This window comes from Reyranella sp. (assembly GCF_004297265.1).
Lineage (GTDB): Bacteria > Pseudomonadota > Alphaproteobacteria > Reyranellales > Reyranellaceae > Reyranella.
The window spans coordinates 106,475-125,448 of the sequence record NZ_SCUT01000021.1; the positions used below are offsets into that span (position 1 = coordinate 106,475).

Sequence of the window (18,974 nt, forward strand, 5' to 3'; positions counted from 1 at the left end):
AAACGAGCGTTCACGGCGCGCGGGAGCTAAAGGAGCGAAGCGCAATGGCCGACCAGGCAGTACCCGACGGCGGACCGAAGGCGGCGCCGGTGGTGATCAAGAAATACGCGAACAGACGGCTCTACAATACCGCGACCTCGGCCTATGTGACGCTGGATCATCTGTCCCAGATGGTGAAGGACAAGACCGACTTCGTTGTCTACGACGCGAAGACGGGCGACGAGATCACGCGTTCGGTGCTCACTCAGATCATCTTCGAGGAAGAGAGCAAGGGCGGCCAGACGCTGCTGCCGATCCCCTTCCTGCGTCAGCTCATCTCCTTCTACGGCGACAGCCTGCAGGGCGTGGTGCCGCAATATCTCGAGATGTCGATGACGCAGTTCGCGCGCAACCAGGACCAGATGCGCCGCTACATGCAGAATGCCTTCGGCTTCAACCCGTTCCAGCAGTTCGAGTCGATGGGCAAGCAGAACATGGCGATGTTCGAGAACGCCATGCGAATGTTCAACCCGTTCGGCACTGCGCCCAACAACCCGCTTCCCGGTGGGCAGGATTCCGCGCCGGCGGCCGCCGCCAATGGCCATGAGCCGGCCAAGCCCGCCGAGACGGCGGCGACGCCGTCCAGCGACGTGGCGATCGACGATCTGAAGCGCAAGCTCGACGAGCTGCAGAACCAGCTCGCGGAACTCGGCAAGAAGACCTGAGCCCGCGCATGGCCGCGCCCGCTTCGTCGATGACCCGCCGGGTCATGTCCCCCTGCATCGGCATCTGCAAGCTCGACCAGAAGAGCGGCTTCTGCCTGGGCTGCCGGCGCACGATCGAGGAGATCGGCCGCTGGGTCATGCTCGACGACCCCGCGCGCCAGGCGATCCTCGACCAGCTGCCGACGCGCAAGTTCTAGCTGGCTGTTGAGAACAGTATCGCAGCGATCATTTGAACATGGTTCACCGGCTACCGCATCGCACCGGCGCGACCGGCATTTGTGCGAAGCCTTCCGGCTGAAACGCCGGCGATCGCGGCGCTGGTAAGCAACATCAGGTCCATGCCGGCAATCGGCCAGAGATGCCGTTGGCCCAAGGCGCGAAAGAGATGATCGCCGGTCGTGATCCAGTTGAGCAGCACCGCGACCACAGCGAGGGCGGCAATGATCGAGCACTGCTCCACCCACGCCCTGCCCGGCCGCAGCCAGGCATGGACGAAAGACATGAGCCATACGAGATAGAAGGACCAAATCTCCAGCGCCGCGCGGTCATGGCCAAGAAAATCCACACCGGGCGGCAGCATGCGATTGGCCACGAAAAAGGATAATGTCGCGATGACGATGCCGGTCACCGAACCGACTGTAAAACCTTCGACGATCGTCACCCCGCGAAACCCCAGTTCCACATGCTTTCGACGGCGCGTCTCCAGCCAGAACAGAAACCCCGTCGCGATCAGCAGGCAGCCCGTCAGGCCCAATCCGAAATAAATCCAGCGCAATATCCAGTGATGGAACTGGATGAAGTGTAGCCCGGCAATGAAGCGCTGCACGGCCATGACGGGCTTCGTCTCGCTCTCGCTCAGGAGGACGCCCGTCACGGCGTCGAAGTAGGCGACGTCGAGGCGCTGCGGCACGCCGTCGAGATTGGTTTGGCGCACTTCCACATAGCTGTTGCGATCACCTGGATGCCAGACTCGAACGAAGGAAGGTGCGGCACCTCCCCACCGCTGCGACGCTTCACGCATCATTGCGTCGATCGGCATCGAAGCCGCTGGTTCGCCCGCCCGGGGCTGGGCGAAAATGCCAAAGCCCTCGCTCGCAAATGCAGCGACGTTCCCGCCATAGGCCGCCTGCCAGGCCGTAGGAAAATAGAGCATGAAGAAGATGATCAGCCCCGAGAGCGTGATTGCGCAATGAAACGGCAACCCCAGTACGCCGGCAACATTGTGCAGGTCGAGTAACAGGCGCCTCTGCTTGCTGTGGCGGCGCACCGTGAAGAAATCGGTGAATAGCTTGCGGTGAACCACGACACCGGACACGCAGAGCACCAGCATCGCCACTCCGGCAGCACCCACGAGCCAAATGCCCAATGACCAGGACTTGAGATGCAGACTGTAGTGAAACGGGTAGATGAAGCGCGTGCCGCCCCAGCTTCCCTCCTCGGGCAATATCCGCAGGGTTTCCGGATCGATGTTGCGCGCTATCGCCCCTCCGGCCTTCGTGCGATAGACGAGCCGTAGCATGGGTTCGCGTGGCGTCGGCAGAAACACGAACCATTGCGAGGCCCCAGAGACGAGCGACCGAAGAGCATCGGCGACAGCATCCATGGATTTTGCTTCGACATGGGGCAGCCGCGTCTGCGGCATCATCCAGCGATCGATCTCGCGATCGAAGACCGAGAGGGTTCCCATCCAGAAGACGGTGAAGAGCACCGAGCCGAACACGATGCCCGCCCATGTGTGCAGCCAGTTCATGGAAGCGCGGAAGGTCGTCTCCACGAGAGGTTCAGCTGTCCTTGCAGCGCCGCCGGATCACCTCAGAAATCCGACGTCAACGACAGCCGGAAGGTGCGCGGAGTCCCCAGCGACAGCGTGGACACGCCGCCGCCCGAGGCCCAGTAGTCGTTGTCGAGAAGATTCTCGACGGCGAAACGGACGACGGCCGGTTTGCCCGTGAAGCTGTTGGCATTGTCGATGACATAGCGCGCGCCAATGTCGAAGCGCGTCCACTCGGGCAGGAATCGCCGCGGGAGGGTCGTGTCGATATACTGCGTACCGGTATAGGTCACGCGGCCGGTCATGGTCAGTCCGCGGGCAAACGGCAGGTCCCATTCGCCACCGAAATTGAACTGCGCACCCGGGGAAAATGGCGCGGTCCACCCGTTCGTCGCTCCACCTTGCGTCTTGGTCAGGACGGCATTCAGGAACATCGCACCGCCCAGCACGCGCACGCCTTCGGCCACCTCGCCGAAGAAGTTGAGCTCGAGCCCCTGGTTGCGCTGCTCGCCCGCCAGCACCTGCGTGTTCGTTGCCACATTGGTGATGACGCTCGGCTGGGTGATCTGGAACAGGCTCGCCGTCGTGGTGAGCTTACCCCAGTCGATCTTGATTCCGGCCTCGTACTGCGTCGACTTGTACGGCGGGAAGACCTCGCCGGCGTTGGAGAAAGGCGCCGCCACCGTGATCCCGGGCTGCAGGCCCTGGATGAAGTTGCCGTAAAGCGAGACGTTAGCCCATGGCTTGAAGACCAGCGCCACCGAGGGGCTGATGACACTCTGATCGTATTCCGAAGTCTTGGCGCCCGTCACCACGTTGAAGTTGGCGGACTGCACCTGCTGGAGGCGCGCGCCAACCGTGAGCTGGATGCGCTTGTCGACGGCAGACAGCGTGTCGGCGATCGCCAGGCTGTTCAACGTCATGGATCCAGTCTTGTTAGCGACCCCCGTGGGAATGTTCGGCTTCGCGATTACGTTCGTCGCATAGATGTTGGTATTGTAGGGTGTCCCGTTGATCGTCGCGATGCCCGTCACCTGCTCGAAGGTCGTGGCCGACAGGGCGAACTCATGCCCGATCGGACCTGTGTCGACCAGGGCACGCACTCCCGCTTCTGCGGTGAGGAACTGATAGTACTGGCTGATGTTGCCGGGTGTCGCCCTGGCGGCGCCGCTGAAATTGCTGGCCGTCACGATGGGGCCGCCAGAGAGAATGCCCAAGCGCCAGTCGTGCATACCGAAGGCGGCGTAGGCCGTGACGCGCTCCGTGATGTCGAACTCGCCACGCACGACGCCGAACAGATCCTTGCGATCGATGTAGCCCCAGGGCTGTCCCCAGTTCTTGCGAGCATCCGGCGCATAGGGCAGCGGCACATTGTTGGCGAGGCCGAGATACGGAACCATGCCGCCGATATACTGGTATTGATAGCCACCATCGAAGGAAAGCCGGAAGCGTTCGCCGCGATAGTCGAGGCCAAGCGACAGCAACGCCCTCTTGTCCGAGTTTCCCCAGATCGCCGTCTCGCCGGCGCGGAACACACCGTTGAAACGTACGCCAAATTCCTTATCCGGGCCGAACCGGCGTGCAGCATCGACATGGCCGCCGAACTGCGCATTGGAATTGTAGCCTGCAGTCACTTGGGTCAGCGGATCGTCCGGGGCGCGCTTCGGAACCACATTGACGGTGCCGCCGATGGTCGATTGCGGCGCCATGCCGCTCAGCATCGCGCTGGGACCCTTGAGCACTTCAACGCGTTCGGCCATTTCGGGCATGATCGAACTGTAGGGCAGGATTCCGTAGAGGCCGTTGTAGGCCGTGCTCGCGCCCGCCACGGTGAAGCCGCGGATGCGCAACTCGTCGTTGCCGATGCTTCCGTCGGGAAAGTAAGCCCGCACGGAAGGATCGTCGGCCAGCACATCTCTCACCGACTTGGCCTGCTGCTCCTGGATTTTCTTCGCTGTGTAGCTTGTCTGGTTGAACGGCGTGTCCATGACGGGGCGATTGCCCAGCAGGCCGAGCTGGCCGCCCGTTGCGACCTGTCCGCCGGCGTAGGGCGGCGGGATATTGTCGATCAATGCCTGCGACGGCACCGGATAGAGACCTTGGACCTGCACCGGGTCCAGCTGTAGCGCGCCGGGCGTCGTCGCCGCCGTGCGTTGCAGCATCGCCGTGTTTCCGGTCACCCTGTAGGTGATGCCGGTTCCGGCGAGCAGCCTCGTCAGCGCCTGCTCCGGCGTCATCTCGCCGCTCACACCCGGCGAGGCGACGCCTCGCGCGACCTCGCCGTCGACCGTAACCTGCATGCCCGATTGCCGGCCGAAGGACGCCAGCGCATCGGTCAACGGCTGCGCCGGAATGTTGAAGGTGTATTGCCGTTGTTGGGCGATCTGCGGCGTGGTTTCGACCTGGGCCCGCGCTCCGTCCGCGACAAACATCACCAAGAACGCCGTAGCGGCCGTCGCCGCCAGACGCGCGTGCTCACGCGCATTTTCCATCGCACCCTCATCCGCAACCAACAATGGACAGGATGGCGACGTCACTCGTGAATGCGTCTCGGCATCGTGCCTATACTCAAGCAACGCCACGACATTCGCGCTTTTCGGTCCGCGACCGTGAAATAATTCAGCCGCCGCGAATCACCAGCAGCCAGGGTGTTACCTCGCTCACCGAGCCGCCATGTGTGCCGACGACAGCTCGTAGTGCCGATGCGGGATCGGCGAGATTGTAGACGCCGGTCACACGACGGCTGCCAAGGCCACTGGCCGCAAAAGCGATCGCACCGGGGAAATACCGCCGCAGCTCATCCACCACGTCGGCGAGCGGACGGTCGCGCGCAACGATTTGACCGTGCAGCCAGGGCGCCACCTCGTCCCGGGGGATGCCCCCGCGATGCATGACGCCATTCCATCCGACCTGCACCCAGTCACCCACCTCCAGCCGCTCCTGGCGGCCTTTGGTGTCGACGGCGACAAGGCCGCTGCGCACCGAGACTTCGGCGCCATCCCTCATCAAGCGCACATTGAAGGACGTGCCGAGCACCGTTGTCTCGACGTCACGTGCCACGACCCGGAAAGGCCGCTGCGGATCGGGCCGCACCTCGAAGAAGGCCTCACCCTTCAGCAGGTGAACGCGCCGTTCGCCGGCCCGGAAGGCGACATCGATAGCGCTGTCGGGGGCCAATCGCACGATGCTGCCGTCCTCAAGGCGGAGCGTCTGCACCTCGGCCGTCTGCGTCACATGATCGGCTTGGAAGCGGATGACGAGACCCGGCAGGAAAATCAGTGCCAGACAGGCTGCGATCGTTGCCGCGACGAGGCTCGCTGCCGCGCGCCGCCGCATCGACGGGCGGCGCCCTGGCGGGTTACGTCGAGCATGCGACCGGGGCCGCGTCACCGGCCTCTGCCAGTTCGCAGCATGGACTGGCGTTGTGTGAGCCATCAGATCGTAGATGTCCGACGTGCTTAACCAGGCGACCTCATGCTCCGGATCGGCGCGACGCCAGGTCTCGAAGCGAGCCAGCAAGGCTGCGTTGTCTGGGTCCTCTTCGAGCGCGACCAGCCAGCGGGCGGCTTCGGTCGCGATGCGGTCCTGTTCCTCCTGCGATCCCGTCATCTCGCTGTCCCTGTCCCCTGCGGGGCCCCTTGTCCAAAAGACGCTTGGGGACCGGGCGATTTCGGAAGGCGCACGAAATAGTGACTCATGACGGCGGCCGTACACGCTGGCGGCAAAAGGCGATTCCGCTGGCCACGATCTCATGTGCCACTGTCACCGACACTCCTAGATGAGCTGCGATTTCGCGCAACTTGAAGCCACCAAAGCGGCGCATCTCAAGGGCGATCCGAGTGCGTTCCGGCAGCTCAGCCAGCGCCTCCTGCAGCAGGACCAGTTCCTCACGCGACGCAGCTGTTGCCTCGGGCGAGGCGTGGTCATCCGCGGCCTCGGGGGCGGCGGCAAGTTCCACCGGCGCCACGATAAGCGCCTCGCGGATCAGGCGGCGCCGTCCATCGATGGCGAGGTTGCGCACGATGCGATAGAGAAAGCCCAACGGTTCGTCGAGGGTGCGGTCCTGCGTCGCCGAGCCGAAGCGCAGCCAGGCCTCCTGAACCACATCCTCTGCTCGCGCCATGTCGCCGACGATCGTGGTGGCGTACTTCACCAGCTCGACGCGATGGGCCAGGTAAAGGGCCAATATGCTTCGGTCGTGCCCCAACAAGCCCGCCCAAGAATGCGAACGATTCGCAATTACTTTATAGGTGAGGTGGTGGAACCCGGCAAGCCTTAGCCGCCGGCGTGATCAGTGCGTTCGCCTTCGATTGACTTACCGACGCCGCTTACGGGCGCCCGGCACGGCGACGACGTACCCTTCATCGTCCGCCTCCAGACTACTTCAACAGCTTGCTGGCGCTTATCTTCCCTTGAACACCGGCTTGCGCTTCTCGCGGAAGGCGGACGTGCCTTCCTTGTAGTCCTCGGTCAGGCCGGTCAGCACGTTCTGGTCGGCGTCCATGTGGCTGCCGAGATCGTCGAGCGCATGGGCGAGGCGGTTGACCGTGGTCTTGCTCATGCGCACCGGGATCGGCGGCTGGCGCGCGATGCGCTCGGCGAATGCCATCGACGCGGCCAGCGCCTGGCCATCGTCGACGACGGTCTCGACCAGCCCCCAGTCCAGCGCCTCGGCCGCGCCGATACGGTCGGACGCCAGGATTACCGCCTGCTTGGTGCGCGCAGGGCCCATCAGCGCCAGCATGCGCGGGATCGAGCCCCAGCTCATGTTCATGCCGAGCTCGATCTCGGGAATGCGGAAATGGGCCGAGCGGCCGCAGGTGCGGAAGTCGAGCGACACGACGAGCGCCGCGCCGCCGCCGATGCAATGGCCCTCGATGGCTGCAATCGTCACCTGGTCCATGTCCTGCCACGCCTTGCACATCTTCGGTCCCAGCCGCTGGCGATGGATGCGCTCGCCGATCGGCAGACCGTCGCGGGCGCGGCCGTCGCCATCCTTGAGGTCGAAGCCGGCGGAGAAGGCCCTGGCCGAACCCGTCAGGATCACGACCGAGGTTTCGAGATCGTCCTCGAATTCGCGCGGCACGTCGCGCAGCTCCCGCATCGCCTGCTGGCTCAGCGCATTGATGTTGTCGCCGCGGTCGAATCGCACGACGGCGATGCGGCCCTGTGGCCCCAGGCCCTTCTCGATCTTCACGAACTGACGGTCCATCGCGCGCATTTCCTCCGGCATTTGCCGCGACCCTAACGGGTCGCCTTTACAAGGGCGAGCCGCTTCGGTTGACTGGCCTGCATGTCGAAAGCCATCGAGTCCACCGTCTTCGAGCGCCGCGTCAACGCGTTGTTTGCCCCTTACACCAAGCCCGGTTCGCCGGGCGCCGTCGTCGGCGTGATGCGCGACGGCCAGATCGAGTTCTGCAAGGGCTTCGGCCTGGCCAGCATCGAACTCGGCGTCCCGATCCGTCCCGACACGCGCTTCCGCATCGCCTCCGTGAGCAAGCAGTTCACGGTGACTGCGGCGCTGTTGCTGGCCGCCGAAGGCAAGCTCAAGCTGTCCGATCCGCCGCACAAATACCTGCCCGAGCTGCCGCCGCTGCCGGTCACGATCGACCAGATGATGCGCAATTCGAGCGGCCTGCCCGACTTCCTCGAGCTGCTGCGGCTGGGCGGCCACGGGCTCGACAGGCCGGCGCGGCCCGAGGACCTGTTCGACGCCTGCACGCGCAACCGCCACCTCAACTTCTCAGCCGGCAGCCGCTTCCTCTACAGCAACACCAACTTCCTGCTGCTGGGCCTGATCGTCGAGAAACTGGCGAAGAAGAAACTGGGCGAGGTGCTCGCCGAGCGCATCTTCAAGCCGCTCGGTATGGCGCAGACCTCGCTGGTGGCCGAAATCGACGCGGTGATCCCGAACCTCGCCACCGGCTATCTCGGCGACCGCGAGCAGGGTTTCCGGCGCGCCGCGCATGCCTATCCGCAGGGCGGCGAGGGCGGCCTCACCTCGACCGTCGAGGACCTGCTGATCTGGAGCCGGCATTTCGACAAACCGATCCTCGGGAAGACGATCCCGGCGCAGCTCACGGCCATCGCAGCGCTAACGGGAGGCAAAGCCAATAACTACCGCCGCGGCGTCGCCGTCGAGGAACTGCGCGGCCTGCAGACGGTCGGTCACGGCGGCCTGTGGCCCGGCTTCCGCACGGAGTTCCTGCGCGTGCCGAAGGCCGGTCTCACCGTTGTCGTGATCGCCAACCTGGGCAGCATCGATCCGTGGCGGCGCGCCCGCGCCATCGCGGCGCTGGCCCTGGAAGACAGCGGGAAGATGAAGCCCGCCCTGGCGCCGATCACGCAGGCCGAGATCAAGCCACTCACCGGGACCTGGTTCAATGCGCAGGAGCCGTCGCTGTTCGACCTGGCCTGGCGCAACGGCGAGGCCACCGTGACGCAGAATGGTCTGCCCTTCGCCCTCGGCCGCCGCGCCGGCGGCTGGCTGGCCGCGGAACGTGGTTCCTACGAGTTCGCGCTGAAGCCCGGCGCGAAGGATACGGTGAAGGTGAATCTCGGCGCAGGCCGTGTGCTCACCTTCACGAAAGTGGGCAAGCGCGCCGCGGTGCCGGCCGACCTCGCCGGAACCTACGTCTCGTCCGACTGTGCCGCCGTGTGGCGCATCACCCGCGATGGCAACGACTGGAAGATGGAAGTCGGCGGACCGCTGATCTCCGGCGGCGCGCCATGGTTGGTGCGCGGTCTCGATGCCGACACGGTGGAGCTGGAATCGCCGGGCAGCTGGATCAAGGCCACCCAACTCGCCCATCTGGTGCGCGACGGCGACGGCAGGATCACGGCGCTCGAGGTCTCGACCGGCCGCATCAAGAAGATGCGGTTCGATCGCGAGGACTGAGCTTTTGGACTCTTCCCCTTTGCGGACCCCGCAAAGGGGAAGAGTTCAATCTCAGCGGAACGGGATCGCGTACATCAGGCCGCCGTTGGTCCACAGCGCGTTCTGGCCTCGCTCGAGCTTGAGCGGCGTGGCCGGGCCGACATGGCGGTCGTAGCTCTCGCCGTAGTTACCGACCTGCTTGATGACGTTGTACATCCACTTCTCGTCGACCCCGACGGCCTTGCCGAAGCCCGGCGTGACGCCGAGGAAACGCTTCACGGCGGGATCGTCGCTCTTCAGCATCTCGTCGACGTTCTTCGAGGTGATGCCCATTTCCTCGGCCTCGATCATGCCCATCAGGGTCCACTTCACGAGATCGAACCACTGGTCGTCGCCATGACGCACGATCGGGCCAAGCGGCTCCTTGGAGATGCGCTCGGGCAGGATGACATGCTCGCCCTTGCCGGCGAGCTGGCCGGCGCGCACTGCGGCAAGGCCCGACGCGTCGGTCGTGTAGGTGTCGCAGCGGCCGGCGGCATAGGCCTGCAGCAGCTCGTCGAGCTTCTCGATCAGCACCGGCTTGAAGGTCATCTTGTTCTTGCGGAAATAGTCCGCGAGGTTGAGTTCGGTCGTGGTGCCCGGCTGCACGCAGACCGTGGCGCCGTTCAGCTCCTTGGCGCTCTTGATGTTGCTCTTGGCGGGCACGATGAAGCCCTGGCCGTCGTAGAAATTGACGCCCGCGATGTTGAAGCCGAGCGAAGTGTCGCGCAGCAGCGTCTGCGTCGCGTTGCGGGTGATGACGTCGACCTCGCCCGACTGCAGGGCGACGAAGCGTTGCTGGGCGGTGGTCGGGGTGAACTTGACCTTCTCGGCGTCCCCGAACATCGCCGCGGCGATGGCCTTGCAGAGATCGACGTCGAGGCCGGTCCACTTGCCCTGGCTGTCGGCGAAGGAGAAGCCCGCCAGGCCGGTGTTCACGGCGCACTGGACGAAGCCCTTGGCCTTGACCGCGTCGAAGGTCTGGCCGGCCGAGGCTGGTCCCGCGGCGAATGCCGCTACGCCTGAAAGGGCCGCCATCGCGGCCATGGATTTGAGTGACATTGGACGCCCCCAGCTTCTTATGACTGGCGGCACTGTAGCAAAAGGCGGGCCTGTGATGGACCCTCGATCCGACGCTATTTCCGAACCGGCGGGCTGGTCCAGTGCTCCAGCGCGGCGGTGTCCGACCAGGCCGAACCGAGGGGGAGTAAGGCAATCCACGTTTCGGCCAGCTTGCCTCGCTCGACGCGATAGGACTGCAGGCCCGCACGCGAGCATTTCTCGCCGGTTGCCGCATCATTCCACACGATACTGAACCGGTACCAGGCCCGATCTTCCGTCAGTTCGTGGTCGTAAACGACGATGCGTGTGTTCGGTCTGGCCCGTTGAGCTGCCTGAAGCTCCGCCGCGTACTCGGCCGGCGTAACCGTCCGGGTTCCGGATTCGTCGTGGCGAATGTAGGACGGCGCCACACACGCCGGGACCAGGTCATACCGGCCTTCGTGCCAGACATGCTCCCATCGGTCGAACAGATCGCGTGTCGCGAGGTCAGTTGGCATCGGCCGGCTCCTGTCGTCCTTCTAGTCTCTCGGGTGCACTGTACGAGCCTCCTCCTGCCAGCGTGGTGTCAGGAGATCGTCAGGAGGCCTACGATACGACGATGCGCCGCGCCGACCGTCTCTTCGAAATCATCCAGATCCTGCGCCGGAAGAAGACCACGCGCGCCGCCGATCTGGCCGCCCGGCTGGAGGTTTCCGAACGCACGATCTATCGCGACATCAGCGACATGGTTTCCAGAGGCGTGCCGATCGACGGCGAGGCGGGTGTCGGATATGTCCTGCGTCCGGGCTTCGATCTGCCACCCCTGATGTTCAACGAGAACGAGATCGAGGCCCTGCTGCTGGGCATGCGAATCGTCCGGTCATGGGCCGATCCGGAACTGGCCGCGGCAGCCGACGCCGTCATGGACAAGGTCGCCGCCGTATCCCCCGAGGCGCTGCGCCGTCAACTCGAACTCGTACGCCTGTGGGCGCCTGCCGATCATGCGCGCGAAGCCATCACGATCGACCAGGCGGCCCTGCGCCATGCGATTCGCGACCAGCGCAAGGTCGCATTCATCTATCGGGACCTTGATGGACGATCATCCGAACGCGTGGTGCGGCCCCTGATCATGGCGTTCTACGGACCGGTCTGGCTCCTCGCCGCGTGGTGCGAACTGCGCAAAGGGTTCCGTGTCTTCCGGCTCGACCGGATGTCCAATTTCTCGACGCAGGAAGCGATATTCACAGCCGAAGCCGGAAAGACGGCTCGCGATTTCCTGGCGCAGGACGCCAAAAAAACGAACGCCCCGGAGGTTCCAGGGCGTCCCCTTCGTCGCAGGGCAGGACGGCGCGCGGACGCGCGCCCGACGCGGCGCTAGATCGTGCGTTCGACCATCAGCTTCTTGATCTCGGCGATCGCCTTCGCCGGATTGAGGCTCTTGGGGCAAGTCTTGGTGCAGTTCATAATCGTGTGGCAGCGATACAGCCGGAACGGGTCCTCGAGCTGGTCGAGACGCTCGCCCCTGGCCTCGTCGCGGCTGTCGGCGATCCAGCGATAGGCCTGCAGCAGGATGGCCGGACCCAGATAGCGGTCGCCGTTCCACCAGTAGCTGGGGCACGAGGTCGAGCAGCAGAAGCACAGGATGCACTCCCACAGGCCGTCGAGCTTGGCTCGCTCCTCCGGCGACTGCAGGCGCTCGCGCGTCGGCGGCTGGGTGGTCGACTTCAGCCACGGTTCGATCGAGCTCAACTGGGCGTAGGGCACGTTGAGGTCGGGCACCAGGTCGCGCACCACCGGCATGTGCGGCAGCGGGTAGATCTTGATGTCGCCCTTCACCTCGTCGATGAACTTGGTGCAGGCCAGCGTGTTGGTGCCGTCGATGTTCATCGCGCACGAACCGCACACGCCCTCGCGGCAGGAGCGCCGGAAGGTGAGCGAGCTGTCCATCTCGTTCTTGATCTTGATCAGCGCGTCGAGGACCATCGGCCCGCACGTGTCCATGTCGACTTCATAGGTGTCGACCGACGGGTTCTTTCCGTCTTCCGGAGTCCAGCGGTAGACCTTGAACTTCCGGATGTTCTTGGCGCCTGCCGGAGCCTTGTGGGTCTCGCCGATGCCGACCTTGGAATTGGCGGGAAGAGTGAACTCGGCCATGTCGTCCTCTCGAACTCAGTACACGCGGGCGGTTAGTACACGCGGGCTTTTGGCGGGAACGACTGGACGTCGTTGCTCATCGGCTGCAGGTTGACCGGGCGGTAGTCGATGCGGGTCTTGCCGGTCTTCTCGTCGACCCAGACGACCGTGTGCTTCAGCCAGTCCTTGTCGTTGCGGTTCGGAAAGTCCTCGTGCGCATGGGCGCCGCGGCTTTCCTGGCGGTTGGCGGCCGAGCGGATCGTGCCCTGCGCCTGGAGGATCAGGTTCTCGAACTCCAGCGTCTCCATGAGGTCGGAGTTCCAGATCATCGAGCGATCCTTGACGCGGATGTCGTCCTTGCCGGCGAATACCTTGTCCATGTTCACGCAACCCTCTTCGAGGGTCTTGGTCGTGCGGAACACCGCGCAGTCGTTCTGCATGGTCTTCTGCATCATGGCGCGAAGCTGCGCCGTCGGCGTGCCGCCGTTGGCATGGCGGGCCCTGTCGAGGCGGGCGATCGCCTCCTCGCCGGCGCGCGGCATGTCCTTGTGCGGCTGGCCCGGCGTCATCTGCTCGGCAACGCGGTTGGCGGCGGAGCGGCCGAACACGACCAACTCGAGGAGCGAGTTGGAGCCGAGACGGTTGGCGCCGTGGACGCCGATCGACGCGGCCTCGCCGAGCGCCATCAGGCCGGGGACGACGGTGTTGGGATTGCCGTCCTTCACCGTCATGACTTCGCAGTGATAGTTCGCCGGGATGCCGCCCATGTTGTAGTGGCAGGTCGGCAGGATGGGGATCGGCTGGCGGGTCACGTCGACCCCGGCGAAGATGCGCGCCGTCTCGGCGATGCCCGGCAGGCGCTCGTGGATGATCTTCGGATCGAGATGCTCGACGTGCAGCTCGATGTAATCCTTGTTCGGGCCGCAGCCGCGGCCTTCGCGGATCTCGATGGTCATCGAGCGGCTGACGACGTCGCGCGAGGCCAGGTCCTTTGCCGACGGCGCATAGCGCTCCATGAAGCGCTCGCCGCTGGCGTTGGTGACGTACCCGCCTTCGCCGCGCACGCCCTCGGTGATGAGGCAGCCCGCGCCGAACACGCCGGTCGGATGGAACTGCACGAACTCGAGATCCTGCAGCGGCAGGCCAGCGCGCAGCGCCATGGCGCCGCCGTCACCCGTGCAGGTGTGGGCCGAGGTCGCCGTCTGGTAGACGCGGCCGTAGCCGCCGGTCGCCAGCACCACCTTGTGGGCGCGGAAGCGATGGATGGTGCCGTCGTCGAGGTTCCAAGCCATGACGCCACGGCACACGCCTTCGTCCATGATCAGGTCGAGGGCGAAATACTCGATGAAGAACTCGGCGTGGTTCCGCAGCGACTGCTGGTAGAGCGTGTGCAGGATCGCATGGCCGGTACGGTCGGCCGCGGCGCAGGTGCGCTGGGCGATGCCCTTGCCGTATTCCGTCGTCATGCCGCCGAACGGGCGCTGGTAGATCTTGCCCTCGGGCGTGCGGCTGAACGGCACGCCGTAATGCTCGAGCTCGATGATCGCGCCGATGCCGTCGCGGCACATGTATTCGATCGCATCCTGGTCGCCGAGCCAGTCGGAGCCCTTGACCGTGTCGTACATGTGCCAGCGCCAGTCGTCCGGGCCCATGTTGCCCAGCGCCGCCGAGATGCCGCCCTGCGCCGCCACGGTGTGGCTGCGCGTCGGGAACACCTTGGTGATGCAGGCGGTCTTGAAGCCCTTGTTGGCCATGCCGAAGGTCGCCCGCAGGCCGGCGCCGCCGGCGCCGACGATGACCACGTCGTATTCGTGATCGATCACCTTGTAGGCGGTGTTGCCGATGTTGACCGTCCCTGCGACGGGCGGGTTGCCCTTGCCGCTGCTCGCCTCGGCCATGACTTAGCCTCCGAATCCGATACGCATGCTGGCCACGATCGCCGCCAGCCCGAAGAACACCGCAATGAACTTGATCGCCACGATCAGCGCCAGCTTGACGCCTTCATTGTGGACGTAGTCCTCGATCACGACCTGCATGCCGAGCTGGCCGTGATACAGCCCGATGCAGATCGTCAGGATCAGCAGCACCATGACGAACGGTGAGCTGAGCCACGAGCGGGCCATGCCGTAGTCGGCACCGCTCAGCATCACCAGCGAGATGGCGAACCAGACGACGAGCGGGATCAGGGCGACCGCCGTCAGGCGCTGCATCCAGAAATGATGCACGCCGCTCTTGGCCGAGCCGAGACCGCGCGCGCGGTTGAGGGGGCTTCTGAGATCGCTATTCATCGGTCGCTCCTCAGATCAGCCGCAGGCCGACGATCCACGAGATCGCGGTCGCCACCAGGGAAGCCGCCACCACGATCCAACCGCTGCGGTAGGCGTCCTTGATCTCGAAGCCGTACCCCACATCCCAGAAGAGATGCCGGATGCCGTTGAACAGATGGAAGAACATGGAGAACAGCCAGCCGCCGAGCACGAAGCGGCCGACGAACGAACCGTTGAAGGCCTGGAACTTCGCATAGACGTCGTAGCTGCCCGAGGCGCACACGACCCAGGCCGTGAGGTACAGCACGCCCACCGACAGGGCGATGCCCGTCGCGCGATGCAGGATCGAGAGAGTGGAGGTGAGCTGCGGGCGATAGACCTGCAGATGCGGAGAAAGCGGCCGATGCACCGGCCGGTTGGCGACGCTCATCCGAGATGACCTCTAGTGCCGAATATCGGCTGGCGCTGTTTTTAGCGCGCAGCCGCATCAAGTCAATGAATGTCGGCGTTGGGCGCGTGTTAAGCCCCGGATTTGCAAGCGAAAATCCGCCTGCCGAGCGGCATTTCTAGGCAATGCGCCGCGGCATGAGCAGCCAGTAGTCGAGATCGAGCACGACGGCGGGATGGTACTTGCCATCCGCGCCCTTGGCCGGAAACGAGCCGCACGGGCAATCCTTTGCCGCAATGCTTCGCATTCTCAATGCGCCGATATCCTGGCGACCCGGCAGAGGGGCCGTCTCGAGCACTTCGGACCAGGCGTAGATCGTGTCGCCGCCGAAGGTTGGCGCGACATGGCTGCCGGCGTTGATGGCCGCAACCCGGAAGCCGTTGGCCAGCCCGTCGAACGACAGGGCCCGCATCAGCGAGATGACGTGGCCGCCATAGACGAGACGGCGCCCGAAGCGCGTGCTCTTGCCGGCGAAGGCGTCGAAATGCACGCGCGCGGTGTTCTGGTAGAGGCGCGTCGAGAACATGTGGTCGGAGTCCTCGAGCGTGATGCCGCTCACATGGTCGATGCGCTCGCCCGGCGCATAATCTTCCCAGCGATGCGGGGAACCGGCGGCCCCATCGTCGTAGCCGGCGAGCGACAGGCCCTCCGGCACGATCAGGTCCTCCGGCTTCACCGATGGCGCCGTCTTCGGCACGACGGCCGGCGGCACTGCCGCGCCGGGGTCACGCTTGTGCACCATCACCCAGCGTACATAGTCGAGCACCATCTCGCCGTTCTGGTTGACGCCGGTCGAGCGCACCCAGACGACGCCGCTCGTCTTGTTGGAGTTCTCACGCAGGCCCAGCACAGTGGAGCGCGACGAAAGCGTGTCGCCCGGATAGACCGGCACGCCCCAGCGGAACTCGGCGTATCCGAGATTGGCCACGGCATTCAGCGAGATGTCCGGCACCGTCTTGCCGATGACGACGTGGAAAACGTGCAGGTCGTCGATCGGCGCCCGCGGCAGGCCGATGGCCCGCGCGAAGACGTCCGACGAATTGACGGCGAAGCGCGACCCGTAGAGCCCGATGTTGAGCGCCGCGTCGGCCTCGGTCAGTGTCCGCGGCGTGGCATGGTGGAATTCCTGCCCGACGCGGAAATCCTCGAAGAAGTTGCCGGTGCTTGTCTTGTTCGTGCTCTTGGGGGTCATGGGGCGGCCTGCAGCTCCTCGATCGCGGTGGCGAGCGCGAGCGCACGCTCGGCCTGCTCGACGTGAAGATTCTCGATCATGCGTCCATCCACGGTGACGACGCCCTTGCCTTCGGCCTGCGCCGTCTTGAAGGCGGCCACGATCTTGCCCGCCATCTCCAGCTCCGCGGCCGACGGGGCAAAGACCTCGTTGCACGGCTCGACCTGGCTGGGATGAATCAGCGTCTTGCCGTCGAAGCCCATCTCCAGCCCCTGCTGGCAAACGGCGCGGAAGCCTTCGACGTCCTGGATGTCGTTGTAGACACCGTCGAGGATGGTGAGGCCATGGGCACGGGCGGCGAGCATGCCGAGCCCCAGCGCCGTCACCATCGGCAGGCGCATCGGCGTGTGGCGTGCACGCATGTCCTTGACGAGATCGTTGGTGCCCATGACGAAGAGCGTGAGCCTCGGGTGCGAACTCGCCACCTCTTCGGCGCGCAGGATGCCCTTGGGCGTTTCCATCATCGCCCACACGGCCATCGACGAGGGTGCGCCGGCGGCGTCGAGCAGGCCGACGACGCTGGCCACCTCGGCCGCGCTCTCGACCTTCGGCACCAGAACCGCGTCGGCGCCGGATTTGGCGATCGCTTCGATGTCGGCCGCGCCCCAGGGCGTGCCGAGCCCGTTGCAGCGGATCGCGATCTCGCGCTTGCCATAAGCCCTGCTCTGCGCCGCGGCGACCACATTGGCGCGCGCCGCCTCCTTGGCATCGGGCGCCACGGCGTCCTCGAGGTCGAAGATCAGCGCATCGGCCGGCAGGGTGCGCGCCTTTTCCAGCGCACGCGTATTGGCGCCCGGCATGTAGAGCACGCTGCGGCGCGGACGGACGGACTTCGACATCTCTAGGCCTCCCCGAAAACGCGGCGGACTATAATGGCGGGCCGCCTTGTGGCAAGGTGGCGCCGGCCATGCGCTTTCTCTCCCTCCAGAGCCATGTCGCCTACGGCTACGTCGGCAATCGTGCAGCAGCCTTCCCCCTGCAACGATTGGGCCACGAGGTCTGGGCGGTGAACACGGTCGAGTTCTCGAATCACACGGGCTACGGCGCCTGGCGCGGCCGCGCGGCTTCGGCGGAGCAGGTTGCCGAGATCGTCCAGGGCGTCGAGGCGCTGGGCCAGTTCGCGCGGTGCGACGGCCTGCTGACCGGCTATGTGGGCGATGCAGCCCTGGCCGACGTCGTTCTCGACACCGCACGCCGCGTGCGCGCAGCCAACCCGCGCGCCGTCTGGTGCTGCGATCCGGTGCTGGGCGACATCGACACCGGCATCTACGTCAAGCCGGGGATCGACGCCTTTTTCCGCGACCGCGCGATCCCGGCCGCGGATCTCGTGACACCCAACCACTTCGAGCTCGAACACCTGACCGGCCGGACCGTCTCGACCATGGGCGAGGCACTGGCAGCGGCACGCACCCTGCTCAAGGGTCCGCGGCTTGCGCTCATCACCAGCCTGCGCCGCGCCGATGCATCGGCGGACACGATCGAGATGGTCGCGGTGACGCCCGACGCTGCCTGGCGCGTGGCGACGCCAATGATCGGCTTCGAGATCGCGCCGAACGGCACCGGCGATGCCGTCGCCGCCCTCTTCACGGCGCACTGGATCGCCGGCGACGATGTCGCCGACGCGCTGGGCAGGGCCGCTTCGTCGATCTTCGCGGTCCTGGAAGCCACCGAGGCGATGGGCGAGCGCGAGCTTCAGCTCGTGGCGGCGCAGGACCGGCTAGTCGCACCACCGCGCCTGTTCGCGGCCGAGAAGCTGTAGCCGCGCGATGGCCGTGCCGGGTTTCGTCTTCGATCCCCTCTCGCTCGCCATCGAGGGCGCAGCCATCGGCTTCCTGATCGCCGTGCCGGTCGGGCCGGCGGCCGCGCTCTGCATCCGGCGCTCCATCACCGTCGGCGCGATGGCGGGCTACATGACCGGCATCGGCGCCGCCCTCGGCGACGCCGTGTTCGGCGCCGTCGCGGCCTTCGGCCTGTCCTTCGTGCAGCAGTTCGTGATCGAGCGCGAGGCATGGCTGCTCGGGATCGGCGGTCTCGTGCTGGTCGTCATGGGCTGGACGACGATGCGCCACCGGCCGCGCAACGTCGGCGATCCCGTCGCCGACGACCGCGAGCACCAGTTCTCGACGCACTTCCACTATGCCAGCTCGAGCTTCTTCATCACCGTGTTCAATCCGCTGACGGTGATGGCCTTCGGCGCGGCCTTCGCCGGCCGCAACCTGGCCGGCGTGGGCGCCAGCCTGCCCGACGCCACTCTGCTGGTGGCGGCGGTATTCTGCGGCGCGCTCGCCTGGTGGACGATCATCTGCACGGCGTCAGTATCGCTGCGAGCCCGCTTCACCGGCGCCGGCCTGCTGTGGCTCAATCGCGGTTCCGGCGCCGTCATCCTGGGTTTCGGGCTGGTGGCGCTGATCTCGCTCCTGCCGCTGCCCTGGAAGCAGATCGGCCGCGCCCTCGGTCTCTAAG

At 65.5% G+C, this 18,974-nt stretch carries 19 protein-coding genes; 6 read left to right on the forward strand and 13 right to left on the reverse strand.

Annotated elements, in window-relative coordinates:
• Nucleotides 1–44: 44 nt before the first annotated feature.
• A complete protein-coding gene (gene phaR / locus EPO41_RS08055; RefSeq protein ID WP_296322973.1) occupies nucleotides 45–704 on the forward strand; it encodes a polyhydroxyalkanoate synthesis repressor PhaR in 660 nt (219 codons plus the stop codon).
• A gap of 8 nt (nucleotides 705–712) precedes the next feature.
• Nucleotides 713–901: a DUF1289 domain-containing protein gene (locus EPO41_RS08060; protein ID WP_296322975.1), complete on the forward strand. Its 189-nt coding sequence runs from the start codon at nucleotides 713–715 to the stop codon at nucleotides 899–901.
• 50 nt (nucleotides 902–951) lie between these two features.
• Here the strand turns inward: EPO41_RS08060 and EPO41_RS08065 are convergent, their stop codons facing one another.
• The 5 genes from EPO41_RS08065 to EPO41_RS08085 all read right to left on the reverse strand — a co-directional run bounded on the left by EPO41_RS08065 (nucleotide 952) and on the right by EPO41_RS08085 (nucleotide 7,687).
• Entirely contained in the window at nucleotides 952–2,454 is a 1,503-nt protein-coding gene (locus EPO41_RS08065) for a PepSY-associated TM helix domain-containing protein (RefSeq protein ID WP_296322978.1), read from the reverse strand.
• Nucleotides 2,455–2,516: 62 nt separating this feature from the next.
• The gene (locus tag EPO41_RS08070) at nucleotides 2,517–4,967 is read right to left on the reverse strand and encodes a TonB-dependent receptor (protein WP_296322981.1); all 2,451 of its coding nucleotides are present in this window, start codon (nucleotides 4,965–4,967) and stop codon (nucleotides 2,517–2,519) included.
• 127 nt (nucleotides 4,968–5,094) lie between these two features.
• Nucleotides 5,095–6,084, reverse strand: coding sequence for a FecR family protein (locus EPO41_RS08075; RefSeq protein WP_296322982.1), 990 nt, complete (start codon nucleotides 6,082–6,084; stop codon nucleotides 5,095–5,097).
• 85 nt (nucleotides 6,085–6,169) lie between these two features.
• A complete protein-coding gene (locus EPO41_RS08080; protein WP_296322987.1) occupies nucleotides 6,170–6,661 on the reverse strand; it encodes a sigma-70 family RNA polymerase sigma factor in 492 nt (163 codons plus the stop codon).
• A gap of 216 nt (nucleotides 6,662–6,877) precedes the next feature.
• The gene (locus tag EPO41_RS08085) at nucleotides 6,878–7,687 is read right to left on the reverse strand and encodes an enoyl-CoA hydratase/isomerase family protein (RefSeq protein WP_296322990.1); all 810 of its coding nucleotides are present in this window, start codon (nucleotides 7,685–7,687) and stop codon (nucleotides 6,878–6,880) included.
• A gap of 81 nt (nucleotides 7,688–7,768) precedes the next feature.
• Here EPO41_RS08085 and EPO41_RS08090 point away from each other — a divergent pair, with 81 nt between their 5' ends.
• Nucleotides 7,769–9,373: a serine hydrolase domain-containing protein gene (locus tag EPO41_RS08090; RefSeq protein WP_296322993.1), complete on the forward strand. Its 1,605-nt coding sequence runs from the start codon at nucleotides 7,769–7,771 to the stop codon at nucleotides 9,371–9,373.
• 51 nt (nucleotides 9,374–9,424) lie between these two features.
• On the opposite strand, the gene EPO41_RS08095 is transcribed toward EPO41_RS08090, so the two are convergent.
• The gene (locus tag EPO41_RS08095) at nucleotides 9,425–10,453 is read right to left on the reverse strand and encodes an amino acid ABC transporter substrate-binding protein (protein ID WP_296322996.1); all 1,029 of its coding nucleotides are present in this window, start codon (nucleotides 10,451–10,453) and stop codon (nucleotides 9,425–9,427) included.
• A 74-nt stretch (nucleotides 10,454–10,527) separates the two neighbouring features.
• Nucleotides 10,528–10,950, reverse strand: coding sequence for an ester cyclase (locus EPO41_RS08100; RefSeq protein WP_296322999.1), 423 nt, complete (start codon nucleotides 10,948–10,950; stop codon nucleotides 10,528–10,530).
• A gap of 101 nt (nucleotides 10,951–11,051) precedes the next feature.
• On the opposite strand from EPO41_RS08100, the gene EPO41_RS08105 reads away from it, so the two are divergent.
• Nucleotides 11,052–11,810 carry a YafY family protein gene (locus tag EPO41_RS08105; RefSeq protein WP_296323002.1) on the forward strand — a complete coding sequence of 253 codons (759 nt, stop codon included), beginning with the start codon at nucleotides 11,052–11,054 and terminating at the stop codon, nucleotides 11,808–11,810.
• Here the strand turns inward: EPO41_RS08105 and EPO41_RS08110 are convergent.
• The 6 genes from EPO41_RS08110 to EPO41_RS08135 form a co-directional block, all read right to left on the reverse strand.
• The gene (locus EPO41_RS08110; RefSeq protein ID WP_296323003.1) at nucleotides 11,807–12,586 is read right to left on the reverse strand and encodes a succinate dehydrogenase iron-sulfur subunit; all 780 of its coding nucleotides are present in this window, start codon (nucleotides 12,584–12,586) and stop codon (nucleotides 11,807–11,809) included. The two genes, EPO41_RS08105 and EPO41_RS08110, sit on opposite strands and share 4 nt — an antisense overlap.
• A 32-nt stretch (nucleotides 12,587–12,618) precedes the next feature.
• A complete protein-coding gene (gene sdhA, locus EPO41_RS08115; RefSeq protein WP_296323006.1) occupies nucleotides 12,619–14,463 on the reverse strand; it encodes a succinate dehydrogenase flavoprotein subunit in 1,845 nt (614 codons plus the stop codon).
• Between the two features lie 3 nt (nucleotides 14,464–14,466).
• Nucleotides 14,467–14,853 carry a succinate dehydrogenase, hydrophobic membrane anchor protein gene (gene sdhD / locus EPO41_RS08120; RefSeq protein WP_296323011.1) on the reverse strand — a complete coding sequence of 129 codons (387 nt, stop codon included), beginning with the start codon at nucleotides 14,851–14,853 and terminating at the stop codon, nucleotides 14,467–14,469.
• A 10-nt stretch (nucleotides 14,854–14,863) separates the two neighbouring features.
• Nucleotides 14,864–15,262, reverse strand: a complete 399-nt coding sequence (sdhC, locus tag EPO41_RS08125) for a succinate dehydrogenase, cytochrome b556 subunit (RefSeq protein WP_296323014.1) — start codon at nucleotides 15,260–15,262, stop codon at nucleotides 14,864–14,866.
• 136 nt (nucleotides 15,263–15,398) lie between these two features.
• Nucleotides 15,399–16,472 carry a MaoC family dehydratase gene (locus EPO41_RS08130; protein WP_296323016.1) on the reverse strand — a complete coding sequence of 358 codons (1,074 nt, stop codon included), beginning with the start codon at nucleotides 16,470–16,472 and terminating at the stop codon, nucleotides 15,399–15,401.
• The gene (locus EPO41_RS08135) at nucleotides 16,469–17,350 is read right to left on the reverse strand and encodes a CoA ester lyase (protein WP_296323019.1); all 882 of its coding nucleotides are present in this window, start codon (nucleotides 17,348–17,350) and stop codon (nucleotides 16,469–16,471) included. Before EPO41_RS08135 ends, EPO41_RS08130 begins: the two co-directional genes overlap by 4 nt.
• A gap of 68 nt (nucleotides 17,351–17,418) precedes the next feature.
• On the opposite strand from EPO41_RS08135, the gene pdxY reads away from it, so the two are divergent.
• Complete coding sequence (pdxY, locus tag EPO41_RS08140) at nucleotides 17,419–18,270, forward strand: pyridoxal kinase PdxY (RefSeq protein WP_296323022.1); 852 nt, start codon at nucleotides 17,419–17,421, stop codon at nucleotides 18,268–18,270.
• 7 nt (nucleotides 18,271–18,277) lie between these two features.
• The gene (locus EPO41_RS08145) at nucleotides 18,278–18,973 is read left to right on the forward strand and encodes a LysE family transporter (RefSeq protein ID WP_296323025.1); all 696 of its coding nucleotides are present in this window, start codon (nucleotides 18,278–18,280) and stop codon (nucleotides 18,971–18,973) included.
• Nucleotide 18,974: the final 1 nt, after the last annotated feature.